Here is a 23,159-nt window from a genome sequence, read left to right on the forward strand (position 1 = left end):
CTTTTCCTCACGGCTCCCACTGGTTGATGGCGTCGATCACATAGCGCTGCTCTTCTTCGGTCATGCCGTTGTACATGGGCAGGCTGAGCACCTCGCCGGCGTAGCGCTCGGCGATGGGGAAATCCCCCACGCCGAAGCCCAGATAGGCATACGCCTCGGACAGGTGCGGCGGAATGGGATAATGGATGATGGTGCCGATGCCCTTTTCCTTCAGATAGGCGGCCAGCGCGTCGCGCCCGCCGGGCACATGCACCACGTACTGATGCCAGGTGCAGTCCGCACCGGGGCGGATCTTGGGCAGCTGCACATGGGGATTCTTCAATTCCCTGTTGTAGGTCTCGGCGATGGTGCAGCGCTCGGCGTTGAAGTCGTCCAGATGAGTCAGCTTCACCCGCAAAAGGCCCGCCTGCAGCTCGTCCAGCCGGGAGTTGGTGCCCACCACCTGGTTGTGGTAGCGCTTTTCGCTGCCGTAGTTGCGGTAGACCCGGAATTTTTGTGCCAGCTCATCGCTGCCCGTCACGATGCAGCCCGCGTCGCCAAAGGCGCCGCAGCCCTTGGTAGGGTAGAAGGAGAAGCAGCCCACATCGCCGAAGGTGCCCACGGTCTGGCCCTGCCAGTGATTGCCGTGGCTCTGGGCGCAGTCCTCCACCACCTTCAGATCATGGGCTTTTGCAATGGCCATGATACGGGTCATATCGCAGGACTGGCCATACAGATGCACCGCCAGAATGGCCTTGGTTTTGGGGGTGATCGCGGCCTCGATCTTTTCCGCGTCGATGTTGTCGTATTCGTCCGGCTCCACGAACACCGGGGTGGCCCCGTTCATGGAGATGCCCATCACGCAGGCAATGTAGGCATTGGAGCAGACGATCACCTCATCGCCCGCGCCCACGCCCAGCAGCCGAAAGCTGATCCACAGCGCATCCAGCCCGCTGGCCAGACCCACGCAGTGCTTTGCGCCGATGTATTCGGCCCATTCCTTTTCAAAGGCCTCCACCTCTTTGCCAAGCACATACCAGCCGCTGCGCAGCACCTGCAGGGCCTTTTCCTCATACTCCGCCGCGTGCAGGCTGTACTGGCGGCCCAGATCGTTGGGCATGATGTTCATCAACGCAATTCCCTCCCGCTGTGTGTAACCGTCCCGCCGGTACGGCAGGACAAACATATTCATGGTATATTTTACCCCATCCCGCCCCAAAGCGCAACAGCAATTCCTGTAAAAGGCTCTGAGGCGCCGGGACGCGGCTTTTGCCGCTTTGCCGAAGACGCAAAAAAGGCCCGCCGCCCCGGGAATTCACTTTTCCCGGGGCGGCAGGCCGCCTGCTTTTATTAAATGTTGGTTTACACGCTCAGCGCCGGGGCAGATCGGTGCGGCCGTCGTACCCCTCTTTGGTGGAGGAGCGGCGCACATCCAGCGTGCGCACCGGCGTGGAACCGGCCGGGCCGCTGCGGGTGATGATCTGGAAATCCGCGGGCAGGCCGGTCTCCTGCGCCCGCTTTGCGGCAAGGCTCTGCAGCCCGCCGCCGCTGCGCACCAGACGCACCGCCAGCAGAATGGCAACCGCTGCCGCAGCCACCGCCACACCGATGCCAAGGTACATCCGCCCGTCACCCGCTGTCTTCTGGGGCACGTAGGTGTTGGCCTGCAGGATCTGCTCCAGACCGCTCACCGAAAGGCTCACCGTGCGCAGAGCCGTGGGCTGGAGGGCATTTTCCGCCAGAAGATAGGTAACCGTAGCCGAGAAGCTCTGCCCTAACACATACTGTTCAGGGATATTAAACTGAGTGGTCACATCCGCCTCGGTGAAGGCATCGTTCAGCAGCACCTCGGCCCCCTGGGCGGCCACCTGCACATTGCCCAGGCTCTCGAAGCCGCCGCCCACCAGCGGCACCTGGTAGGTATCCTGCGGGCTGGCGATGGTCACCCGCCGGTAATGGGCGAAGGCGTAGTCCAGCAGAGCCGCGGCATCCTTGTAGTTACCGTTGAGGCCCACGGATTTCAGCACCACCACGATCAGGTTCAGGCCATTCTGCTGGGCATAGCCCACATAGGTGTAGCCCGCCTGGTCGTGGAAGCCGCTTTTGCCGCCCTTTTCGTATTCGCGGTACAGCAGCGGCCCACCCACCCGCAGCCAGTCGGTGCAGTGGAAGGCCCGCTCGGGCTGCAGGTTGGTGGCAGGCATACGCCATTCCTCGTTGCGGCAGAATACATCCATGAAGCCCGGCTGCTGCATGGCCCAGCGGGTCAGGTTCGCCATATCCCGGGCGCTGGTGTAATGGTCTTCTTCATACAGGCCGTGGGGGTTGGTATAATGGGTATTGGTCAGGCCCAGCTCCTGGGCCTTTGCGTTCATTTTTGCCACGCCGCTGGCGATGGTGCCGTCGTCCCCGAAGTATTCCGCCAGAGCGTTGGCGCCATCGTTGGCGCTCTCCATCTGGGTGCCGTAGATCACATCCTCCAGCTCCACCACCTCGCCGGGCAGAAGGGCGATGTGGGTGGAATTGGATTGCAGGCTGTGGGCAACATCATAGTCGATGGTCAGCTGGGCGGACCAGTCGCCCTGCGCCTTTTCCATGGTCAGGCCCAGCGTCATGATCTTGGTGATCGAAGCCGGGTAGAGCACCTCATCCGGGTTCTTTTCCATGATGATCTGGCCGGTGTCCGCGTCCATGACCACATAGGCCTCACAGGTCACCTGGGGCAGGTCCTCCGCTGCAGCGGAAGGGGCCAGCACAGCTGCGCCAAGCACAGCGGCCGCCAATATTGAAACCAGTTTTTTCAAACCGAATACATCCTTTATCTGTTGGTTTTGCCGTTTGCTTTCGCAATTTTGCGATACACTGCTTTAACTGATTTATTATAGCTTACCGCCCGCCCCCGGTTCAAGTTCTGCACAAAATTTCCACAGAATGTTTGCATCCCTGTGCACGGCGGCGGTGGTTTTTATGCTATGATACAGTCAAATCCTGCAAGCCGGTGCGCTTGCCGAAACGGAGGCTTCCTTTTATGGAATATCATTCCGATCCCATCACCGCCCGCAAGGCCGCCCTTCGCGCCCGGGCCCGGTCTGTTCTGGGCCAGGCAGGCCCGAAGCAGACCGCCGCCTGGGGCCGTGCCATGGCTGAATATCTGACGAAACGTGAATTATGGCAGCAGGCCGGGGCGGTGTTCTGCTTTGTGAGCACCGCCCGCGAGCCCTCCACCCGACCGCTGCTGGAGCTGGCGCTGGCCCAGGGCAAGACCCTTTGCGTGCCCCGCACCGGGCCGGAGGGCTTCATGGAGGCGGTGCCCATCACCAGCCTGAACCAGCTGACCCCCGCCCGCTTCGGCCTGCTGGAGCCCGCACCCGATCTACCCGCCCTTGACCCCGGACGGCTGGACCTGGTGATCGCTCCCTGCCTGATGGCCGCTCCCGACGGACGGCGACTGGGCCAGGGCGGCGGCTACTACGACCGTTTTCTGCCCCGCTGCCGCTGCCCGGCGGTGCTGCTCTGCCCTGCCGCACTGGTACAAAACGACCTGCCCGCCGAATCCCACGACCGCCGGGCAGACCTTGTGCTCACCGAGCAGGGCTTTCTCTTGGAAGGCTAAATGTTCAGCATCGGCCCCAGCTGACGGCCCCGCAGGGCGGATTCCAGCGTGTCGCCGATCAGGGAAAAATCACTTTGCAGGCTGCTGGGCTTTTTCAGGTAATCGTCCTGGGCAAAGGGCACTATATAATAATGTTTGCGGTTGGTCAGCGCCGCCAGGTTGGCAAAGCTGGCCGCCAGCCCGTCGTTGGTGGAAAGGGCGATGACCACCGGCCTGCCGCTGCGCAGCATGCTTTTTGCCCCCAGAGTGACCGGCGTGTCGCTGATGCCGTGGGCCAGCTTGGCCAGAGTGTTGCCGGTGCAGGGGGCAATGACCATCGCCTGGGCCATGTTTTTCGGCCCCAGCGGCTCGGCGCCCTGCAGGGTCTCGATGGGCGGCATGCCGCACAGCTGCTCCAGCCGCCGTTTCCAGTCCGCCGCCGCGCCGAATCGGGTATCCAGCCCGGCAGCATTGAAGCTCATCAGCGGCAGCACCCGCACCCCGCTTTTCACCAGCTCCTCCATGCGCGGCAAGATGCTCTCGAAGGTGCAGAAGCTGCCGCACAGCGCCCACACCACAGTTTTTTCGTTCATATGCACACTCCCTCCTCACGCAGCATGGCCAGCACCGTGTCGGCCACAAATTCCCCGGCAGTCACCGGCGCACAGCGAGCCGGCAGGCTCAGCGCCCGGATGGCCCGGAGCCCCAGCGCCTCCGCCGCCTCCAGATCCACCCCGCCGGGCAGGCTGGCCAAATCGATCACCAGACTGCCCGGTGCCAGTGCCGCCAGCTCCCGCCGTTCCAATACCGGCGCCGGGATGGTGTTCACCACCGTCTCAAAGCCGGGCAGCAGCTGCTCCAGCTGTTCCAGCCCGCAGGCAGTCAGGCCCTGACTTTCGGCCTGGGCTCGCTGGCCGGGGCTGCGGGCCGCCACCGTGACCCTGACCCCCAGTGCCGCCAGCCGCACCGCCAGCGCCGCGCCGCACCGGCCGTAGCCCAGCACCAGCACCGGGCTGTTCCAGAGCGTGCGGGTACGGTTCTGCAGCAGCAGGGCGATGCAGCCCTCGGCAGTGGGCACCGCGTTCAGCACTGCCAGCTCCTCCCGCTCCAGATAATCCCCCAGCGGCACCCCCGCCCCTTCGGCAGCCTGCCGGGCAGCCGGGCTCACCCTGCCGCCATAGGCTCTCGCGCCGGGCTTTGCCCCTGCCAGCAGCCGGACCAGCTCCTCGCTCTCACCGCTCAGCGGCATGGGCAGCAGGATCACATCCGCCGTCGCCAGCCGTTCCCGCCCCACCACCTGCCAGCCCTGCTGGCGCAGGCGGTCCGCCGCGGCCCGCTGGCGGGCATCCGTACCCAGCACGGCAAACACCGTTTTCTTTTCGTTTGCCATCGTTTGCGCTCCCCCTTTTGTGTGGATGCGCGGCCAAAGACCGCGCTGCTTTTGCCCATGCTATGCCTGCCCGGCTGCAAGTGTGCGGCCTCACTTTGCCTTGGCATTTTGGTAAAAAAAACGGTTCGTTTTTCGCCAAAACGGAAAAATTCATCGAACACATCCCAAAAAATGCCCTTAAAGTGTTTATTTTGTGGAGCAAAAATTATATAATGATAGCTACAGAAATCCATATTCGGCGCGTTTTGCGTGCCGGGCACATGTGCGGCGGCTCCCCCGGGCCGCCGGGACCCTTTTTTCGGGATACCATCATGCTAAGGAGAGGTGGACCATAATGAACTTCCTGAGCGGCTTTAATGCCAACTTGCTGGACGGCGTAAAGCGCCTCCATTTCATCGGCATCGGCGGCAGCGGTATGTATCCGCTGGTGCAGATCCTGCATGCCCGGGGCTATACCATCACCGGAAGTGATGTGAACGAGGGCAGCATCATCGACTCGGAGCGGGCCATGGGCATCGAGGTGTTCATGGGGCACGACGCCAAAAACGTGCTGGGCGCGGATATGATCGTGTATTCCGCCGCCATTCACAAGGACAACCCCGAGCTGCGGGAGGCGGATGCCCGGGGCATTCCCATGCTGGAGCGCAGCGTTCTCTTGGGCTATGTGAGCCGGCTGTACCCCCGCAGCATCTGCGTGGCGGGCACCCACGGCAAGACCACTGCCACCTCCATGATCACCAGCCTGCTGGAGCTGGCCGGGCAGGACCCTGCCGCGGTGATCGGCGGCAAGCTGCCCCTGATCGGCGGTTACGGCAAGAACGGCAGCGGCAACACCATCGTGATCGAGGCCTGTGAGTTCGCCGAGACCTTTTTGCACCTCACGCCGGACATTGCGGTGCTGCTGAACATCGACAACGACCATCTGGACTACTACGGCACCATGGGCCAGCTGAAGTTTGCCTTCAAGAAGTTTGCCCTGATGGCCCGCCACACCATCGTGGCCAACGCGGACGACACCAACGTGGTGCAGGTGATCAACAGCCTGGACCGTACCGTGCGCACCTTCGGCATTCAAGCGGAGGCAGACTACCAGGCAGTGAACATCCGCGAGCATAAGCCCGGCTTCTATGAGTTCGATGTGCTGGAGTGGGGCTACCCGGTGGCCCACCTGAAGCTGAGCGCCCCCGGTTACCACAACATCTACAACGCGCTGGCCATGACCGCCTGCTGCTTCACCGTTGGCCTGACCGGCGAGGATGCCGCCGCAGCCTCCGAGAGCTTCAAGGGTGCGGGCCGCCGGTTCGAGATCCTGGGCGAGTTCAACGGCGTGACCGTGGCGGACGACTACGCCCACCATCCCACCGAGATCGCCGCCACCCTGAAGACCGCCCACGCGCTGGGCTACAACAAGGTGTGGGCAGTGCATCAGCCCTTCACCTACAGCCGCACCCGCGAGCTGCTGGATGATTTCGCCCAGGTTCTGGCGGACACCGATCATGTGGTGCTGACCCCCATCATGGGCAGCCGCGAGGTGGACGACGGCAGCGTGAAGAGCGAGGACCTGGCCGCCAAGATCCCCGGCAGCGTGGTGGTTGCCGGTCTGAAGGAGGCTGCCGACTATGTGAAGGAGCACGCACAGCCCGGCGATTTCGTGATCACCATGGGCTGCGGCGACATCTACAAGGCCGCTCACATGATGCTGGAATAATTTCTTTGCAACAAAAAATGCCCGGAACATCCTGCGATGTTCCGGGCATTTTCTGTTTTATTCTTCGGTCAGGCTCAGCCCTCGGCCAGGGCGGGCCAGACCCGGGCCAGCTGCACGCCGTCCTCTGCGGTCTGCACTGCGTAGAGCGCGCCGCCCACAATGTCGGTCGGGTCAGCAAACAGCTCGCTGTATTTGCCCGCAAAGGAGGGGCTGATCTGGTAGAGATACACGTAGGTGTAGCCCTCGTCGGTCAGGGTCTCGGCCCACTGCTCGGCACTCACCTCATTGGCCCAGGCGGCCCAGTCCCCTTCGGTGTTGAAGTTATAACCGGCGGAGGAATCGATGGCCTGGGGATAGAAGCTGTAGTGGGCGCAGAGGACTTCATAAGAGGCGGTGTCCTCCGCCACAAAATACAGCTTGTCGTTCTCGCCCCATTCCATCGGGAAGGATTCCGGGGTGAAATAAGCTGCTCGCTGCTGTTGTTCCAGCGCCGCGCCCTTGGCCGGGGCCACCAGACGCTGGATCTCAGCGCTGGTGCCGGGCATCACAAGCAGCGCCGCCGCCAGCACGCAGCCCGGGCCCAGCAGCCGTTTGCCCTCGACCCGGCCCCATGCACCCAGGGCCAGATACGCCGCCAGCAGCACCACCGCCAGCAGCCAGCTGCCCAGATACCGCTCCAGGCTGGCCACCCGGGTGGCCTCGTAGTCCGAGAACTGGAAGAAGTACAGATACAAAAGCCCGATGCTGTACACCGCAAAGCCGGCCGCGAGCCCCAGGCTCAGCCGCCGCAGACTGGGCTCCAGCCGGGGCAGTACTCGCCGCAGCGCCCAGACCGCCGTAATCCCCAGCACCAGCCAGGCCACCGGGGAAAGAGGCAGCACGCTTTCGTTTTTCACCGGCAGGAACAGATGCTCCAGGAATGCCGACAGGGTCAGGCTCCACTTTTCCGGCCAGGGGCCTGCCAGGGCAAGCAGCCGTTCCAGCGTGTTGCCGCTGCCGCCCGCGGTGAGGCCCTGCATGGCCACCACGATACCCCAGCTCAGCCGGGCCAGCACCAGAGCAGCCGCCGGGAAGGCCAGCTGCACCGCACACTGACGCACCGCGCCGGGCTGACCGCCCGCCCGGGCCAGGCGCAGGCCGTCCCAGGCCACAAAGGCCAGAGCCGCCAGCGCAAAGATCACACCGCTCTCCTTGGTGAGCACCAGCACCGCAGTGCCCAGGCTCAGCTGCAGGGTCACAAAGCCCTGCAGCCGCCGGGTGCTCAGCCAGGCGTACAGCAGATAAGCAAACAGCAGCGCCAGGGTGCCGTCCACACACAGGTCGCTGTAGAACTGGCCGTAGAAGGCCAGGGGCAGCAGGAACACGCCCGCAAAGCCCGCCAGCGCACCGCCCAGCCGCTTCCAGCCAAACCGGGACAGCACCGGAAAAAGCAGGCTCACCTGGAACAGCATCATGGCCCGGTAGAGATAGCCCTCGGTGAAGCCGGGGGTCAGCCGGACGAACAGGTATTCCAGCAGCGCCAGCGCCGGAGGATATTCGCCGAAGAGCATCTCCTCCGAATGCCACACGCCCAGCTGGTCGTGGTTGACCATTACCTTGACGGTGTAGGCCCAGTGGCTGAACTCATCGTTGCCGATGGCCAGCCGCCCCGACTGCATCCAGGCAATGAAAAACACCATGCCCACCAGCACCACCGCGCCGGGGGTCAGCCACCGGTGCACAAACAGCTGTTTTCGGCGCACCGCCTGCACCACCAGCCAGACACCGGCTGCGCCGCCCAGAAGGCTCACCGCCCCAAGGCTCCACAAAAGCGAGCCCGCCAGCCCGAACAGATACATCACAAGAATACCGATGAACAGAGCCGGGGCGAAGGTCTGCTCCAGCCTGCGGCCGAACTGGACCGCCAGCGCCAGAGCGATGACCGCAAACACCGCCACCCAATACAGATAAATCACTTGCTTCTCACTTCCCGTGCGTTTTTGTTTTAGGCAACATCGCACAATTTCAGGTGGTGGAGCGCGCCGGAAATTTTGGCGCGATACGCCGCCTGAGCCTTGGGGCGTGAATTGTGCGGTGCTGCCTTTATCATACCACGAAGCGGGCGGCAATTCCACAGGCAACGAAGAACGCCGCCCCGGATTTTACCGGAACGGCGTTCTTCGTTATTTTGCAGTTCACATGCTCACAAGCCCCACGCTGATGCCCAGGGCCTGATCCACCCGGCGCTGGTCGCTCTCGCTCAAACGGCCCGCCTTTTCCCGCAGACGGCGCTTGTCCAGCGTGCGGATCTGCTCCAGCAGCACGATGCTGTTGCGGGTCAGGCCGCAGGTCTGGGCCTGCAGGCCGATGTGGGTGGGCAGATGGGTTTTGTCCTGCTTTGATGTAATGGCCGCCGCAATCACGGTGGGGCTGTGGCGGTTGCCCACATCGTTCTGCAGAATCAGCACCGGGCGGATGCCGCCCTGCTCCGAGCCCACCACCGGGCTCAGGTCCGCGTAAAACACTTCGCCTCTATGCACTTCCATGGTCATACTCCCTCCAGTGATCCGCCCCGAAGCACGGCGCACGCCTATGTGCCCCCGCCGCTGCGGGGCTGTTTGGATGTGTTCTGGTGGTAGTATGCCCGCCTTGCCCGGCGCTTAATCGCCGGTTTGCTCCAGAATCGTGAAGGCCTGGGCAAGACCGCCATCGTGGCTCAGGCTCAGGTGGGCGGTGAGCCGGTTTTCTTTCAGCCATGCCGCCGCCTGCCCGGTAAGGGCGTAGTAGGGCGCACCGCTCTCGGCGCGCAGCACCTGGATCTCACAAAGGGCAAAGCCGCCGATGCCGGTGCTACAGGCCTTCAAAAAGGCCTCCTTGGCTGCAAAGTTCGCGCCGGCGCTTTCCGGCTGCTTGCGGGGAGAGAGGCTCAGCAGAAAGGCCCGCTCCTCCTCGCCGAACACCCGCCGCAGAAAGGCCGGGCTGGCCAGGCTTTTTTCCATTCGGTCGGTGCGCACCAGATCGGTGCCGATGCCGTAGATCATTGGCTGTTCCCCCTCGTTTGCCCCGCCGGGGCCGTTTCTCGCTTTTTATTATACGGAACCGCCGGGCAGGGCGCAAGCGGTCAGTCCCTCTGGGCCAGGCCCTCCAGAATGGAAAACCGGCGCAGCATGCGCAGCGAGACCAGCAGTGCCAAAGCGCTCACCGCCCCCACGCAGACCACCGGGGTGAGCAGCGCCGCCGGGCTGAGGGAGCTGAGCAGCGGGATGCCCAGTATTTGGTCCGCCAACAGCCAGGTGAGCACAAAGCCCGCCGGAACTCCCCACACCATTCCCCGAATGCCATAACCCAGACACTCCCAGGCCAGCATACGGGCCAGCTGGCGGCGGCTCATGCCTGCGGACAGCAGCAGCGACAGCTCCCGCCGCCGCTGCAGCATGCCGCTGCTGACGGTGCTCAGGATGTTGGCCGCGCTGGTGAGCAGCACCACCGCCGCAAAGCCGCCGCAGAACACCGTAAGCAGAATGCGCACCCCGCTGCCAATCAGCGCGGTCTGGCCGGTGGGAGTGTAGTCCTGAAGCTCATACTGCAGCCCACGCCCGGCCAGAACCGGCGCCACCGCCCGGGTAATGGCCCGGCCGTCTTCCACATCCCAATAAACCGCATAGCTGCGGATCTCCCCCTGCCCGAAGGAGATTCCACTGGCCTCAAAGGCGCTGCGGCTGGTAACCAGCACCAGCGTGAACCGGTCGTCCTCCGCGCCCTTTTGCCTGATTCCGCCGGGCAGCGGTGCGTCACTGGTTCCAGCCACCACCATTTGCGGTCCGGCATATTTCCAAAACAGCGTTTCCTCGCCCAGCTCCTCCGGAGAAAGATCGGAAGCCGCTTTCGCCCAGACCACCGGAACCATGCCCTCTTCACCGGCCAGCGGCTGGCCGTACCAGCTTTCAAAATCCTCGTCCTCCAGCACGATCTGGAGAGTGTTGAGCATGCGCTCTTCCTGCACCCCGTAAAACTTTTCCATCAGCTCGGTCACCGTGCCGGGCTTATCCGGCACCGCTTCGGCCACCTCCCGCAGCAGCTCTTCGGGATACTGGCCGCTCTGGTCTCCCCAGAGGTAGACGCGGTAGGAAAAGGGCGCGTGGCTCACGTCGTAGTTACGGATCAGCGCCCGGTTGAAGGTGAAGGCCATCAGGATTAGCGCAGCGCTCACCGCAAGGCCCAGGCTCAGCACCCGGTAGCGGCCGGGCGTCCGCTGCCTGGCCCGCTTTGCCAGCAGGCGCACCGCACTGACCTGGGCATGTTTTCCCTTCTGTTTGGGCACATTTTGCAGCTGGGGCCGCATGGCCTGCATGGGGGAAAGCCGTGCCGCCCGCCGGGCGGGGCCCCAGGCGGCCAGCAGCAGCGCCAGCGCACACCAGAGCGCCGCGGCCGCCAGACGATCTGCCTGAACCGCCATTCGGATGCCCTGCCCGTTGGTGATGGTCTGGATGCCCTGGGTCTGGTTCATGGCAAAGAAACCCACCTGCAGGCCCAACACCGCAACGAACATTCCCAGCGGAATGACCACCACACCCAGCAGGGCCGCCTCCAGCAGCACGCTGGCCCGCAGCTGGGCCGGGGTGGCCCCCACGCTGGCCAGCTGGCCCAGCATCCGGGTACGCCGCTCCAGCGAGAGCCAGAACCCGCCCCGGATCATCAGCGCGGTACCCGCCAGCAAAATGCACAGCAGCAGCTTCACCGCCGCCATCGCAACCAGCGCGAACTCGCTGTAATATTTCACATTCAGGGTGTACACCAAGGAATCGCCCCCCAGCAGCACTGCGCTGAGCAGCACCGAGCTGAGCAGCACGCTCAGAAAGGCAAACCCGGTGCTCACCTTTCCCCGCAGCAGCTGGCGCACCGTAACCGACCAGATGGCTCTCATGGACGGATCACCTCGTCTCTCTGCAGGCGGCCGTCCCCGATCACCAACACCCGCTGTGCCTGCTGGGCCAGCTCACGGTCGTGGGTGATCATCAGAATGGTCTGGCCGGTGCCCTTGTGGATGGCCCGCAGCAGCTCCATTACCTGGGCGGTGTTGGCCCCGTCCAGGTTGCCGGTGGGCTCGTCCGCCAGCAGCAGGGCGGGCCGGGTGATGAGCGCCCGCCCCAGGCTTACCCGCTGCTGCTGCCCGCCGGACAGCTGGTCCGGAAAGGCATCCAGCTTGCCCTCAATGCCCAGCTGCTCCACGATACCCTCCAGCTGACCCGGCGCCGGGCGGCGACCGTCCAGCAGCAGGGGCAGCAGCAGGTTTTCCTTTACAGTGAGCAGCGGGATCAGATTATAGAACTGATACACCAGACCGATCTGGCGGCGGCGGAAAACCGCCAGCGTCTCGTCCGGCTGGCTTGCCAGGTCCATACCGCTCAGCCGCACCGTACCGCCGGTGGGCCGGTCCACCCCGCCCAGCAGGTGCATCAGGGTAGATTTGCCGGAGCCGGACGGCCCCACAATGGCCACGAACTGGCCCTTCTCCACGGTAAAACTCACATCGTCCAGGGCTTTTACCTGATTTGCCCCGGTCCCATAGATCTTTGTCAGATGCTCCACTTCCAGAAACGGCAAGCGGACCACCTCCTTTCCTGCCCAAAGAATACCCCGCCCCGGTGACAGGCCGGTGACGGCCTGCTGACGGTTTCGTCACCGGAACAGCCGCAGCCGAAAAAGCGGGCCCTCCGGGGTGTTTTCGGCGGTCACGTCCCCCTGCTGGCCCCGGACGATGCTGCGGGCCAGCGGCAGACCGATGCCCACGCTGCCCGGGCTGGCCGAGGCGCCCCGCCAGAACCGCTCGAACAACCGGGGCAGCTCCTCCTCCGGAATGGCCGAGCCCTCATTCTGCACCCGGAATTCAAAATACAGCGCCTGGCAGCTGCACTCCACCCGCACCCGGCCACCGGGCGGGGTGTGCTCGGCAGCGTTTTTCAACAGGTTCGCCAGCGCCTCGGCGGTCCATTCCAGATCGCAGACGCAGAAAAGCCCCTCCGGGCAATCCGCCTGCAGCTCCACCCCGCGCTTTAAATAAAACTCCGCCAGACCGCCCGCCGCCCGCTGGAGCACCTGCCGAGCGGGATGCTCCTTCTTTTCAAAGGGCACCACTCCCGCATCCAGCCGGGAAAGGCGCAGCAATGCCTCCACCAGCCAGCGAATGCGGCCGGTCTGGGTCTCGATCTGGGCAAGGCCCTCCTCCGCTTCCCCGGGCGGGAGCTCCTCCCGCAGAAAATCGCATTGCAGCAGAATGGCGGAAAGGGGGGTGCGCAGCTGGTGGGCGATGTCACTCAGGCTGTCCGCCAGGAAGCGCTTGTCCGCCTCCAGCGCCGCCGCCTGCTGCTGCAGAATGCTGGTGATTTTGTAAAGATCATCCTGTAACGCACTCAGCTCCCCCGGGGTCTGGCCGCTGAGCCGGGGCGGCTGGCCCCCGGTGTAGACTTGGGCCAGATACTCCGACAGCTGCCCGATGCGCCGGTACCGCCGCAGGGTGTATACCACGGCAAGGGCGGTGAGCGCCCCGCCCAGAAGCAGTGCGGCGACCATGCCGGGCACACCCCAGACAAGGCTCTGGCCGATGGCCGCAGCCGCCGTCAGAGCCAGCATGACCGCCAGCATCCGGTAAAACTCCCTGCTATGCATCCGGCTCCTCCTCCCAGCGGTAGCCCAGGCCCCGCACCGTGGCAATGTGCCAGCCGCAGCCCTCCGCCAGCTTTTCCCGCAGCCGCTTCACGGTGACGGTGAGGGTGTTGTCGTTCACAAAATTGCCCTCTTGGTCCCACAGTGCCTGCAGCAGCTGGCCCCGCTCCAGGATCTGGCCGGGATTGGAAAGAAACACCAGCAGCAGCCGGTATTCCTGGGCGGTGAGGGGAATCTGGGCTTCGCCCACAAACACCCGTGCACTGCGCCGGTCCACCGTGAGCCCGCCGAAGCACAACAGCTCCGGCCCCTTGCGGCGGCGCAGCACCGCCTTCACCCGGCTGATCAGCTCCCCTGCCCGGAAGGGCTTGATGATGTAATCGTCCGCGCCGCCTTCCAGCGCACGGACCACGCTGCCCTCATCCGCCCGGGCGGTGAGGATCAGAATGGCCGCATCGCCCCGCCCGCGCAGCGCACAGCAGACCTCTTCGCCGCTGCCGTCCGGCAGGCCCAGGTCCACCAGCGCCGCGTCGAAGCTTTCCCGTTCCATGGCAGCCAGCGCCCCGGCCACCGTGGCGGCAGCCGTGACAAGCCAGCCCTGGCGCTCCAGCAGCTTTTGCAGCGGCAGTACGATGGCCGCCTCGTCCTCCACAAGCAGAAGTTTCATCCGTTTCCTTCCCCCTCTTTTCTGTTTTCGTATTGCCTTAATTATACCGGAAAATCCGCCGCTTCGGGTGACGGGACTGTCACTTTCCCGGCCCGGCCGCTTGCCCGGGGCTGGCATCCATGCTACAATACAGTCGCGGCCGTGCGCCTGCTCGGGCGATACGCCGCGACTGATCTCACCGAGGTGGCATTATGAAAAATCTGCTCACGCGGCGGTACACCCTGCCGCTTTTCTGCCTTTTGTGTTCGTTTGCGGTTCTGGCGGTCTGCTCCCGTTCCAGCCCACTGTACGCCACCAATGACTGGGTGGACGCCAACATCTACTTCACCATCGGGCGGGGGATGCACCAGGGCCTGATGCCCTACCGGGACCTGCTGGACCACAAGGGCCCGCTGCTGTATCTGCTGCACTGGGCCGCGGCTGCGGTAAGCAGCACCAGCTTCTTCGGCGTATGGCTGCTGGAGGTACTTGCCGGATGGGCTTTTCTGTATGCCAGCGCCCGCACCCTGCTTTTGTACTGCGGCCGTGGCTGGACCTTCTTCTCGCTGCCGCTGCTGGCCGCCTGCGTTTACGCCAGCCCCGCCTTTGCCCAGGGCGACAGCGCCGAGGAATTCTGCCTGCCGCTGCTGGCCATCGCCCTGTATTTCTTTCTGGCCTGTTTCGGGCCCGGCAAACAGCTTCCGTCTTTCTGGGTCTTCGCGCTGAACGGCGCTGCCGCCGGGGCCATCTTCTGGATCAAGTTCACCCTGTTGGGGCTGCACTTTGCCTGGATGGCCTGCTTTGCCTTTCTGATCTGGATCGGCCATCGTTCCTTCGGCCGGGCGCTGGCCGCCTGCGGCGCTTTTCTGGGCGGAATGGCCGTCATCTCGGTGCCCATCCTGCTGCCCTATGCACTGGGCGGCGCGCTGCCGGATCTGTTCCAGACCTATTTCGGGGCAAACCTCACCTCCTACGCCACCACCCCCACCCACTGGAGCACCCCGCTGTACAATCTGGTGATGAGCGGCCTCAGTACCGCGCTGGCCAACCCGGTGTGGGCGGTGCTGGCACTTGTTGGCGGCGTGTTCTTTGTGCTTCGGCGCGGCGTTCTGCATCCCGCAGCCAAGGCGGCGCTGCTTGCCCTCGTGTTCTTTTCCGGCTTTTTCATCTGGGCCGGTTCCATGGGCTGGCCCTATTACGGTTTTCCTCTTTCGGTCTACGCCGTGCTGGGCTTTGCCTGCCTGGGCAGTCTGGTGCAGAAGCTGCCCGCCCGGCTGCCCCGGGGTGTGGTTCAAATCGGCTTTGTGCCCGCGCTGGCCCTCAGCCTGGCGCTGTGCCTGGCCTTCAGCCCCAATGTGTCCTTCATGGAGCTAAAAAAGGAGGATCTGGTGCAGACCAAATTTGCTGCCATCATTCAGCAGGAGGGCGGTCAGTCCCTTTTGAACTACGGCTTTCTGGACGGCGGGTTCTATCTTTCCAGCGACATCACACCATCCTGCCGGTTCTTCTGCCGCATCAACCTGCCCAACTACCAGGAGCTGGAGGCGCCGGTGCGCCAGATGGTGGAAGAGGGCTATTTTGATTTCATCGTGACCCGCGAGGAGGGCCCGCTGCCCGGCATGGAGGAGCACTACGAGCTGGTGTGCACCGAATACCAGACCTACGACGGTGTGCTGCTGCCCTACAGTCTGTTCCGCCGGATCGGCTGAAAACCACTGCGCATTTTCAACATTCCCACGCATATTTTTGCACTTTTGCACCAGTCAGCCTTGCAATCCACGACCAAATGGGGTATACTGTATCTAAATTGATTTCTGCAAAAAAGGGGGGCCGTTTTATGTCTGATCCTACCGCTGTATTCTCCATTTATGACGACCGCGACCGGGAGATCCGTGCCGTTGTGCAGGAGGTCTACGACGCGCTGAAGGAAAAGGGGTACAACCCCATCAACCAGCTGGTGGGCTATATCCTTTCCGAGGACCCCACCTACATCACCACCTACAAAAACGCCCGCTCGCTGATCCGCCGCGTGGACCGCGACGATCTGCTGCAGGCGCTGGTTCGCAACTACATCAATCCCTGATCCTTCAAACCGGTTCCGTGCGCCGCACGGGGCCGGTTTTTCCTTTGTGCCCGGGCTTTGCAAAGCCCGGGCTTTTTGTTATACTATAGACTGTATTATTGCGGGCCAAAGCAGGTATCTGTTTTGCCCGCGCAAAGCGAGGTGCTTTTTATGGCGGCTGTGCGTGTGCTCCACTGCGTGGCGGGGCTGGCCCACGGCGGGTATGAAAGCCTGATTATGAATCTGTACCGCTGCATCGACCGAGATGCGGTGCAGTTCGATTTTATCAGCTCCTTTCTCGGCGTGTACGAAAGCGAGATCGAGGCGCTGGGCGGTGTGATCCACCGCATCCCCTTCATCACTCAGAAGGGCCCCTTCGTCTACACCCATGCGCTGGACCGGGTGCTCACCGAAAGCCCCCGCTACCCCATCGTACATTCCCACATGGATAAATTCAGCGGCCTTGTGATGCGCGAGGCCAAAAAGGCCGGCATCCCGGTGCGCATTGCCCACAGCCACAACACCCAGAACGAGGGCGGGTTTGCCTTCCAGGTGGTCAAGGACTACTACGGCAAAATGGTACTGCCCAACGCCACTCATCTGTTCGCCTGCTCCAAAGCGGCGGCGGACTGGATGTTCGGCCCCGAGTCGGCCCGGGCGCATATCGTGCTCAACGGCATCGACCCGGAGCGCTTTGCGGTGAGCGAGGTGGCCCGCGCCAGTGTGCGGGAGGAGTTCGGCCTTTCGGACGAATGCCTGGTGTTCGGCCATGTGGGCCGGTTCACCCCCCAGAAAAACCACGACCGGATTCTGGATATCTTTTCCGTGCTTCACAAAAAAGCACCAAACAGCGCCCTGCTGCTGGCGGGCACCGGCCCTCTGCTGGACGAGATGCGCCAGAAGGCCGCCCGGCTGGGCCTTGCGGACTGCGTTCATTTTCTGGGCAGCCGGGAGGATGTTCCCCGGCTTTTGCAGGGCATGGACGGCTTTCTGTTCCCCTCGCTGCACGAGGGTCTGCCGGTGACCCTGATCGAGGCCCAGGCCTCCGGCCTGCCGGTCACCGCCGCCTCCACCATCACCAGCGAGGTGTGCGTGACCCCGCTGGTACGCCAGCTTTCGCTGGAGGATTCCGACGAGCATTGGGCGGACACCGCACTGGAGCAGGCGGTGCAGAACCGCCCGGTGCGATCTTCGCCCCGGGCGCAGATCGCCGCGGCGGGGTACGACATCCGCCAGACCGCCGACTGGCTGACCAACTTCTATCTGGGCCTGGCCCATTCCAACGACTGAATCCCGGGAGGATGCTTTTATGAATCAAACGCCCCTTGTCTCGGTGGTGGTACTGGTGTACAACACCGGCGATTACCTGCGCCCCTGCCTGGAGAGCATCGCCGCCCAGACCTACCACAATCTGGAGGTGCTGATGATCGACAACGGCAGCCAGGACGGCTCCGGCCAGGTGTGCGACGAATACGCCGCGAAGGACAGCCGCTTTCGCACCATCCACCAGGAAAACCTGGGCATCATCGGCGGCCGGGGCACCGGCGTGACCCACAGCCGGGGCGAATACCTGGCCTTTGTGGACGGCGACGACCTGCTGCACCCGGAGATGCTCCAGCTGCTGCTGGACGAGTGCCTCAAGACCGATCTGCCGGTGAGCTGCTGCCGGTTCATTCCCTTTTTCGGCCCGCCGCCGGAGCCCGGTCCCTGCCCGGACGACTGCCTCACCTTCGAGAGCCCGGCCCATCTGGACGCCCTGATGCACGACAAGCGAGTGGAATACAGCCTGTGCAACAAGCTATACGCCCGCCATCTGTTCGACAATATCCCCTTCTATTCCCCGGTGGTCTACAACGAGGATCTATATCTGAACTGGAACATTCTGCAGCACGCCCGGGGCATGGCCTTTGCGGATTTCATCGGCTACTACTACCGCCAGCACGCGGCCTCCACCACCCACCGGCCCCTGAAGGACCGGGTGCTCACCGACCAGATCTTCGTGGCCCGCACCATTCTGGACACCGCCCGCGGCGGCCCGCTGGAGGCATCGGCTGAGGCCTTCTATTACGAGAAGCTGCTCTATCTGAACAGCATGATCCTGCGCCAGGCAAACGCGAAGGATTTTACCGCCGAGCACCGCTCGCTGAAAAAGGAGATCCGGGCAAGCCTTGGCAAGGCGCTGAAGAACCCGCATCTTTCCCGCGCGATGAAGCTGGCTGCCCTGCTCTCCTGCTGGGGCGGCGTATTCTACGCCGGGCTGTGCCGGCTGATGCTCACCGACCGGCGCTGACCGGCCGTGTTCTGAGGTTTTTTGCATGAAACTGCTTTGCATTCTGGACAGTGTGGAATTTCCCCTCGCCCCCACCCCGGCCATTGCCCGGCGGGCGGCAGCGCTGCTGGCGCAGCAGGGGCACACGGTCCATTTTCTGGAACTGTATGACGGCGAGACCGTCCCCCCTGAGCAGCCCGGCTGCGGCCGGACCCTGCTGCCCTTTGCGGACGAGCGGATGATGAACCGGGTGCTGGAATTCGGCAACCCGGGCGGCACCCCGGTGCCGCTGCGGCTGTTGAAACTCTGCGCCCATCCGGCGGCGGCGCTGGCCGCAGTGCGGCAGATCGCCCTGAAAAAGCCCCGACGCATCGCGGCGGCGAAAAAAGCCATCGAGGCGCTGGACCGTCAATATCACTTTGATGCGGCGGTGGCGGTGGCTGCCCCCTACGCGGGCAGCTTCGCGCTGGCCGCTGCCGATTTCGGCGGCAAAAAGGCCAGCTGGCAGATGGACCCCTATGCGGCCAACCACAGCTACTCCGCCCCCGGCACATTTGAGCGGGAGAAGGAATTGTTGGCGGCGCTGGACGCGGTGTTCATCGCCCCGGCCATGACCCAATATTACGCCCCCGGCGCACCGCTGGAAAGCTATGCGGCCAAGGCCCGTGTGCTGGACTTCCCCAGTCTGGTTTCCCCGCCCCCTGCGCCTCATGTGCAGAGGGAAGGCGGGCGGCTGCGCTGCGTGTTCGTGGGCAGTCTGTACCCCACCCTGCGCACCCCCCACTACGCGCTGGAGCTGTTCTGCGCGCTGAACGACCCGAAGCTGGAGCTGGTGTTCGTGGGCGGCGGCTGGGAGAACTACCCCGCCGACCTGCTGGAGCCCTACCGGAAGATTCTGGGCGACCGGCTGATCGTCACCGGTCCGCTGCCCGCTGTCCGAGCGGCGGAGGAGGTGGCCAAAGCGGATGTGCTACTAAGCCTGGGCAACGGGGTGGACAACCAGGTGCCCAGCAAGATCTTTGAATACTTCGCGGCGGGCCGGCCGGTGCTGCATCTGGCCAAGCTGAAAAACGACCCCTGCCGCCCCTACTTTAACCGCTGGCCCCTGGCCCTGACCCTGCTGGAATCCGAGGGCGCCGGGCCGGAGGTCCTTGCCCGACTTTCGGCCTTTCTGGCCGAAAAGGGGCGCAGCCGCCTGCCCTTTGAGGAAGCGGCACGGCTTTTTGAATCCAACACGCCCCAGGCGGCGGCCCGCTGCCTGGAGGAAACCCTTGGAGGCTGAACCATGACGGTATTCTGGCTTTTGAATTTTCTGCCCCCGCCCATGGCCCGGGCGCTGGACCTGCCGGTGCAGGCCAGCGGCAGCTGGGTGATGGCCCTGCAGCAGGCGCTGGAGAAGCAGCCGGTGCGGCTCATCCTGTGCGCCTACAGCCCGGCGGTGAGCGAGACCCAGCGGCGGGAGATCGGCGGGGCGGTGTATCTGGCCCTGTCCGCCGCGGGCGGCAAGGAGGCCCTGCAGGCGGCGCTGGCCGCCGAGCAGCCGGACCTGTTGCAGATCTTCGGCACCGAGAACGACCATGCCGTGTGGGCGCTGGAAAGCTTTGCGCCCCAGAAAACGCTGCTTTACATCCAGGGCCTGGCCGGGCCCTGCGGCGAGCACATGGCCGACGGCCTGCCGCCCCGCTTTCTGCGCCGCCAGCGGCTCAAGGAGCGTCTGGCCGCCAAAACCGGCGGCGCTACCGTGCGCCAGCTGCGGGAGGGCCTTTTGGAAAAGGGCGAAGCGGAGAAAAAGGCCTTTCTGCTGGCCCAGAACCTGCTGGGCCGCACCGAATGGGACAAGGCCTTTGCCGCCTCGGTGAACCCCGCCGCCCGGTATTACAGGCTGAATGAGATTCTCCGCCCGGCCTTTTATCAGGGCGGCTGGCAGCGGGACGTGCTGCGCCGTCCCCGCATTTTTGTGAGCCAGGGCAACATTCCCTTAAAGGGACTGCACCGGGTGATCGAGGCGCTGCCCGCCATCGCCGCCCGTTACCCGGATGTGCAGGTGGATGTGGCGGGCTGGCCCCCGCCCCAGAAGGGCGTGCTGCTGCGCCCGGTGATGAACTGGCTGGCGGAGTATTCCGGCTATCTGGATTCTCTGGCCCGCTGTCTGGGCGTGGCCGACCGCATCCGCTACACCGGTGTGCTGAGCGCCGACGCCATGAAGACCTGCTTTTTGCAGAGCAGTGTCTTTCTGATGCCCAGCAGCGTGGAGAACAGCCCCAACTCGCTGGGCGAGGCCATGCTTCTGGGCATGCCCTGCGCCGCTGCCAACGTGGGCGGCATCCCCAGCATGCTGGAAAGCGGAAAAGAAGGCCTGCTCTTCGACCCGGCCCAGCCCGGCCAGCTGGCCGAGACGGTGCTGGCGCTGCTGGACGATCCCATCGCCGCTGAAACCATGGGCAAGGCCGCCCGGGCCCGGGCGCTGGCGGACCACGACCCCAAGGCCATTGCCGCCGCGCAGATGGCCCTTTACCACCAGCTTTGCGAAGCAAAGGAGGTCAGACCGTGAACCAGCCCTTGGTGACGGTACTCATCACCACCTACAATCAGGAACGCTACATCGGCACGGCTATCGACAGTGTGCTGGCCCAGAAGACCGATTTTCCCTTTGAAATCTACATCTCCGAGGACTGCGGCTCGGACGGCACCCGCGCCATTCTGCAGGACTATGCAGCCCGCTTCCCCGAGATTATCCGGCTAAACCTGCGGGAGGAAAACGTGGGCATCAGCCGCAACTGGTACGAGGGCCTGTGCGCCGCCAAGGGCCAGTATGTCTGTACCCTGGAGGGCGACGACTGGTGGCGGGACGAGAACAAGCTGCAAAAGCAGGTGGATTTTCTGCGCGCGCACCCGGACTATCTGGCGGTGAGCCACACCCTTCTACTCACCGACGACGCGGGCAACACCTACGGCACCCTGCCGGATGATGCGCGCATTCTGGGCAAGGACGCCACCATGGAGCTGTTTCTGGCCGGCGTGACTTATTCCTGCACCGCCTGCCTTGTGAAAAACATCTTTGACCCGGCTGACAAGGACCTTTACGACTACGTGACCGCCAACCGCAGCATCGCGGACTTTGCTTTGTGCATGCTGTATCTGGACCGGGGCAAGGTGTTCGTGATGGACGAGGCCCTTTCCGGCTATCGGGTGGCGGGCACCGACGAAAACCACCAGAACTACAACGGCACCCAGAGTGCCCTGAAAAAATACGCGGATTTTCTGGATGTGGTGAATGCCAGCCGCCGCTACTGGCAGGGCAAATACTCCTTTGCCAAATGCCTGTGCGCGGGCAGCTTTTACCCCTTCATCGACCGGATCAAATACGGCGATCTCGGGCCCTTTGTGCGGCTGATGGGCAGAATGCCCCTCTCCACAAAGGCGCTGTTCCCCTTTTACTTTATCGGCCGGTGCCTTGCGCTGGTCATCCACAAATTCACGGGAGGGAGAAACGCATGAATCAGCCTTCCATCAGCGTAATTGTGCCGGTTTACAAGGCCGAGGGCACTCTAGAAAAGTGCGCCCGGAGCATCCTTTGCCAGGCGCCCGCCGACCTGGAGCTGATTCTGGTGGACGACGGCAGCCCGGACGGCAGCGGCGCGCTGTGCGACCGGCTTGCCGAGCAGGACAGCCGGGTGCGGGTGATCCACCAGAAGAACGCCGGGGCCAGCGCTGCCCGCAACGCAGGTCTGGACGCCGCCGCCGGGCGGTATCTGCAATTTGTGGACGCGGATGACTGGGTGCTGCCCGGTCTGTACGAGACTGCCCTGCCCATTCTGGACGAGGGTACGGACGTGCTGTTTTTCGGGGTGGAGAACATCGGCTACACGCCGGAACCGCCCCTGCCGGATGCCGCCTACGAGAGCCTGGCAGAACTGGCAGACCAGTTCGAGCGGTATCTGGTGACCACCGGCCAGTTCGCGGCCCCTTACAATAAGATCTACAAGGCCCATGTGATCGGGCCGGTGCGCTTTGACCCGGCTCTGAAAATCAACGAGGACCTTCTGTTCAACCTGCTGGCCCTGCGGCGCTGCGGGCCGGTGCGGTTCATTCCCACCAACTTCTACGCCTGCGACCACACCGGCGAGGGCTCGCTCTCCCGGTCGCTGCGTGCGGACCTGCTGGACGCCGAGCAAGCTACCCGGGCGGCGCTGCTCGCGTTCGCTGCCCATTACGGGCTGGATGAGGCCGGCGCTCAGGCTCTGGCCGCTGCCCGGCAGGGCAACGTGGCCGTGGCGCAGATGTCGGTGCTGATGAGCCGGAAGGGCCCCCTTTCCCTGCGGGGCTACCGGAAGGCCTTTGCCCGGATGCTGGCCCTGCCCGCTGCCCGCAAGACGCTGGCTGACTGGCTGGCGGCGGACCAAAACCGGCTGATGGCCCTGCCCTACCGTATCTGCGTGGGGCTGCGGCTGGCCCTGCCCATGGCGCTCTGGTGCTGGCTGCGGTGCAGCACCAGCCATGCCCTATGATTCTTTTTTCCCAAGGAGGCAAACATATTTATGGCGGCTGTATTGAGCTGTATCATGCCCGTGTACAACGGGGAGGAATATCTTGAAAAAAGCGTACAGAGCGTGCTGGACCAGAGTTTTGCCTGGTTCGAGCTGATTCTGGTGAACGACGGTTCCACCGACCGCACCGCTGATCTCTGCGCCGAGTTCGCCCGCAAGGATGAGCGGGTTCGGGTGCTGACCCAGCCCAACAAGGGCGCGGCGGCGGCCCGGAACGCGGGCATTCAGGCGGCCGAGGGCCGTTACATCACCTTTGTGGACGCGGACGACATGCTGCTGCCCAAGGCCTTTGAAAAGACCGTACAGGCCATGGAGAACCGGGAG

Annotated in this window: 22 protein-coding genes; 11 read left to right on the forward strand and 11 right to left on the reverse strand. The window is 63.9% G+C overall.

Annotated elements, in window-relative coordinates:
- Positions 1 to 7: 7 nt before the first annotated feature.
- Positions 8 to 1,108: a DegT/DnrJ/EryC1/StrS aminotransferase family protein gene (locus J7G73_RS02970; protein WP_291245181.1), complete on the reverse strand. Its 1,101-nt coding sequence runs from the start codon at positions 1,106 to 1,108 to the stop codon at positions 8 to 10.
- Between the two features lie 241 nt (positions 1,109 to 1,349).
- On the reverse strand, positions 1,350 to 2,783 hold the full coding sequence (locus J7G73_RS02975; protein ID WP_291245163.1) for a D-alanyl-D-alanine carboxypeptidase family protein: 1,434 nt from the start codon (positions 2,781 to 2,783) through the stop codon (positions 1,350 to 1,352).
- A gap of 224 nt (positions 2,784 to 3,007) precedes the next feature.
- Here J7G73_RS02975 and J7G73_RS02980 point away from each other — a divergent pair, with 224 nt between their 5' ends.
- A complete protein-coding gene (locus J7G73_RS02980) occupies positions 3,008 to 3,592 on the forward strand; it encodes a 5-formyltetrahydrofolate cyclo-ligase (RefSeq protein ID WP_291245164.1) in 585 nt (194 codons plus the stop codon).
- Here J7G73_RS02980 and J7G73_RS02985 read toward each other — a convergent pair.
- Together J7G73_RS02985 and J7G73_RS02990 are read right to left on the reverse strand one after the other, a co-directional pair.
- Positions 3,589 to 4,164: a dipicolinate synthase subunit B gene (locus tag J7G73_RS02985; RefSeq protein ID WP_087292520.1), complete on the reverse strand. Its 576-nt coding sequence runs from the start codon at positions 4,162 to 4,164 to the stop codon at positions 3,589 to 3,591. The two genes, J7G73_RS02980 and J7G73_RS02985, sit on opposite strands and share 4 nt — an antisense overlap.
- Positions 4,161 to 4,961: an NAD(P)-dependent oxidoreductase gene (locus tag J7G73_RS02990; RefSeq protein WP_291245165.1), complete on the reverse strand. Its 801-nt coding sequence runs from the start codon at positions 4,959 to 4,961 to the stop codon at positions 4,161 to 4,163. The genes J7G73_RS02985 and J7G73_RS02990 overlap by 4 nt, the downstream gene beginning before the upstream one ends.
- A 334-nt stretch (positions 4,962 to 5,295) precedes the next feature.
- On the opposite strand from J7G73_RS02990, the gene murC reads away from it, so the two are divergent.
- Positions 5,296 to 6,669 carry a UDP-N-acetylmuramate--L-alanine ligase gene (gene murC / locus J7G73_RS02995; RefSeq protein WP_291245166.1) on the forward strand — a complete coding sequence of 458 codons (1,374 nt, stop codon included), beginning with the start codon at positions 5,296 to 5,298 and terminating at the stop codon, positions 6,667 to 6,669.
- Positions 6,670 to 6,743: 74 nt separating this feature from the next.
- On the opposite strand, the gene J7G73_RS03000 is transcribed toward murC, so the two are convergent.
- The 7 genes from J7G73_RS03000 to J7G73_RS03030 all read right to left on the reverse strand — a co-directional run bounded on the left by J7G73_RS03000 (position 6,744) and on the right by J7G73_RS03030 (position 13,978).
- The gene (locus J7G73_RS03000) at positions 6,744 to 8,624 is read right to left on the reverse strand and encodes a hypothetical protein (protein WP_291245167.1); all 1,881 of its coding nucleotides are present in this window, start codon (positions 8,622 to 8,624) and stop codon (positions 6,744 to 6,746) included.
- 219 nt (positions 8,625 to 8,843) lie between these two features.
- Positions 8,844 to 9,194, reverse strand: coding sequence for a type II toxin-antitoxin system PemK/MazF family toxin (locus tag J7G73_RS03005; RefSeq protein WP_058962553.1), 351 nt, complete (start codon positions 9,192 to 9,194; stop codon positions 8,844 to 8,846).
- Between the two features lie 114 nt (positions 9,195 to 9,308).
- Complete coding sequence (locus J7G73_RS03010; protein WP_291245168.1) at positions 9,309 to 9,689, reverse strand: holo-ACP synthase; 381 nt, start codon at positions 9,687 to 9,689, stop codon at positions 9,309 to 9,311.
- 80 nt (positions 9,690 to 9,769) lie between these two features.
- The gene (locus J7G73_RS03015; RefSeq protein ID WP_291245169.1) at positions 9,770 to 11,572 is read right to left on the reverse strand and encodes an ABC transporter permease; all 1,803 of its coding nucleotides are present in this window, start codon (positions 11,570 to 11,572) and stop codon (positions 9,770 to 9,772) included.
- Entirely contained in the window at positions 11,569 to 12,252 is a 684-nt protein-coding gene (locus J7G73_RS03020; RefSeq protein ID WP_291245170.1) for an ABC transporter ATP-binding protein, read from the reverse strand. Before J7G73_RS03020 ends, J7G73_RS03015 begins: the two co-directional genes overlap by 4 nt.
- 75 nt (positions 12,253 to 12,327) lie before the next feature.
- Positions 12,328 to 13,314: a HAMP domain-containing sensor histidine kinase gene (locus J7G73_RS03025; protein WP_291245171.1), complete on the reverse strand. Its 987-nt coding sequence runs from the start codon at positions 13,312 to 13,314 to the stop codon at positions 12,328 to 12,330.
- The gene (locus J7G73_RS03030; protein ID WP_291245172.1) at positions 13,307 to 13,978 is read right to left on the reverse strand and encodes a response regulator transcription factor; all 672 of its coding nucleotides are present in this window, start codon (positions 13,976 to 13,978) and stop codon (positions 13,307 to 13,309) included. The genes J7G73_RS03025 and J7G73_RS03030 overlap by 8 nt, the downstream gene beginning before the upstream one ends.
- 191 nt (positions 13,979 to 14,169) lie before the next feature.
- Here J7G73_RS03030 and J7G73_RS03035 point away from each other — a divergent pair, with 191 nt between their 5' ends.
- From J7G73_RS03035 to J7G73_RS03075, 9 genes are all read left to right on the forward strand, one after another.
- Positions 14,170 to 15,666 (forward strand): hypothetical protein, encoded by a 1,497-nt coding sequence (locus tag J7G73_RS03035; protein ID WP_291245173.1) that lies wholly within the window; start codon positions 14,170 to 14,172, stop codon positions 15,664 to 15,666.
- Between the two features lie 128 nt (positions 15,667 to 15,794).
- On the forward strand, positions 15,795 to 16,040 hold the full coding sequence (locus J7G73_RS03040; protein ID WP_087292549.1) for an IreB family regulatory phosphoprotein: 246 nt from the start codon (positions 15,795 to 15,797) through the stop codon (positions 16,038 to 16,040).
- A gap of 150 nt (positions 16,041 to 16,190) precedes the next feature.
- On the forward strand, positions 16,191 to 17,309 hold the full coding sequence (locus J7G73_RS03045) for a glycosyltransferase family 1 protein (RefSeq protein WP_291245174.1): 1,119 nt from the start codon (positions 16,191 to 16,193) through the stop codon (positions 17,307 to 17,309).
- Between the two features lie 19 nt (positions 17,310 to 17,328).
- A complete protein-coding gene (locus J7G73_RS03050) occupies positions 17,329 to 18,309 on the forward strand; it encodes a glycosyltransferase (RefSeq protein ID WP_087292552.1) in 981 nt (326 codons plus the stop codon).
- A 25-nt stretch (positions 18,310 to 18,334) separates the two neighbouring features.
- The gene (locus J7G73_RS03055; protein ID WP_291245175.1) at positions 18,335 to 19,570 is read left to right on the forward strand and encodes a glycosyltransferase; all 1,236 of its coding nucleotides are present in this window, start codon (positions 18,335 to 18,337) and stop codon (positions 19,568 to 19,570) included.
- Between the two features lie 3 nt (positions 19,571 to 19,573).
- Complete coding sequence (locus J7G73_RS03060; protein ID WP_291245176.1) at positions 19,574 to 20,839, forward strand: glycosyltransferase family 4 protein; 1,266 nt, start codon at positions 19,574 to 19,576, stop codon at positions 20,837 to 20,839.
- Positions 20,836 to 21,786 (forward strand): glycosyltransferase, encoded by a 951-nt coding sequence (locus J7G73_RS03065; RefSeq protein ID WP_291245177.1) that lies wholly within the window; start codon positions 20,836 to 20,838, stop codon positions 21,784 to 21,786. The genes J7G73_RS03060 and J7G73_RS03065 overlap by 4 nt, the downstream gene beginning before the upstream one ends.
- A complete protein-coding gene (locus J7G73_RS03070) occupies positions 21,783 to 22,796 on the forward strand; it encodes a glycosyltransferase (RefSeq protein WP_291245178.1) in 1,014 nt (337 codons plus the stop codon). Before J7G73_RS03065 ends, J7G73_RS03070 begins: the two co-directional genes overlap by 4 nt.
- Before the next feature lie 30 nt (positions 22,797 to 22,826).
- On the forward strand, positions 22,827 to 23,159 hold a 333-nt coding region (locus J7G73_RS03075), incomplete at its 3' end, for a glycosyltransferase family A protein (RefSeq protein WP_291245179.1).

Origin of the sequence: Allofournierella sp., from assembly GCF_017889395.1 — a bacterium.
Lineage (GTDB): Bacteria > Bacillota > Clostridia > Oscillospirales > Ruminococcaceae > Allofournierella.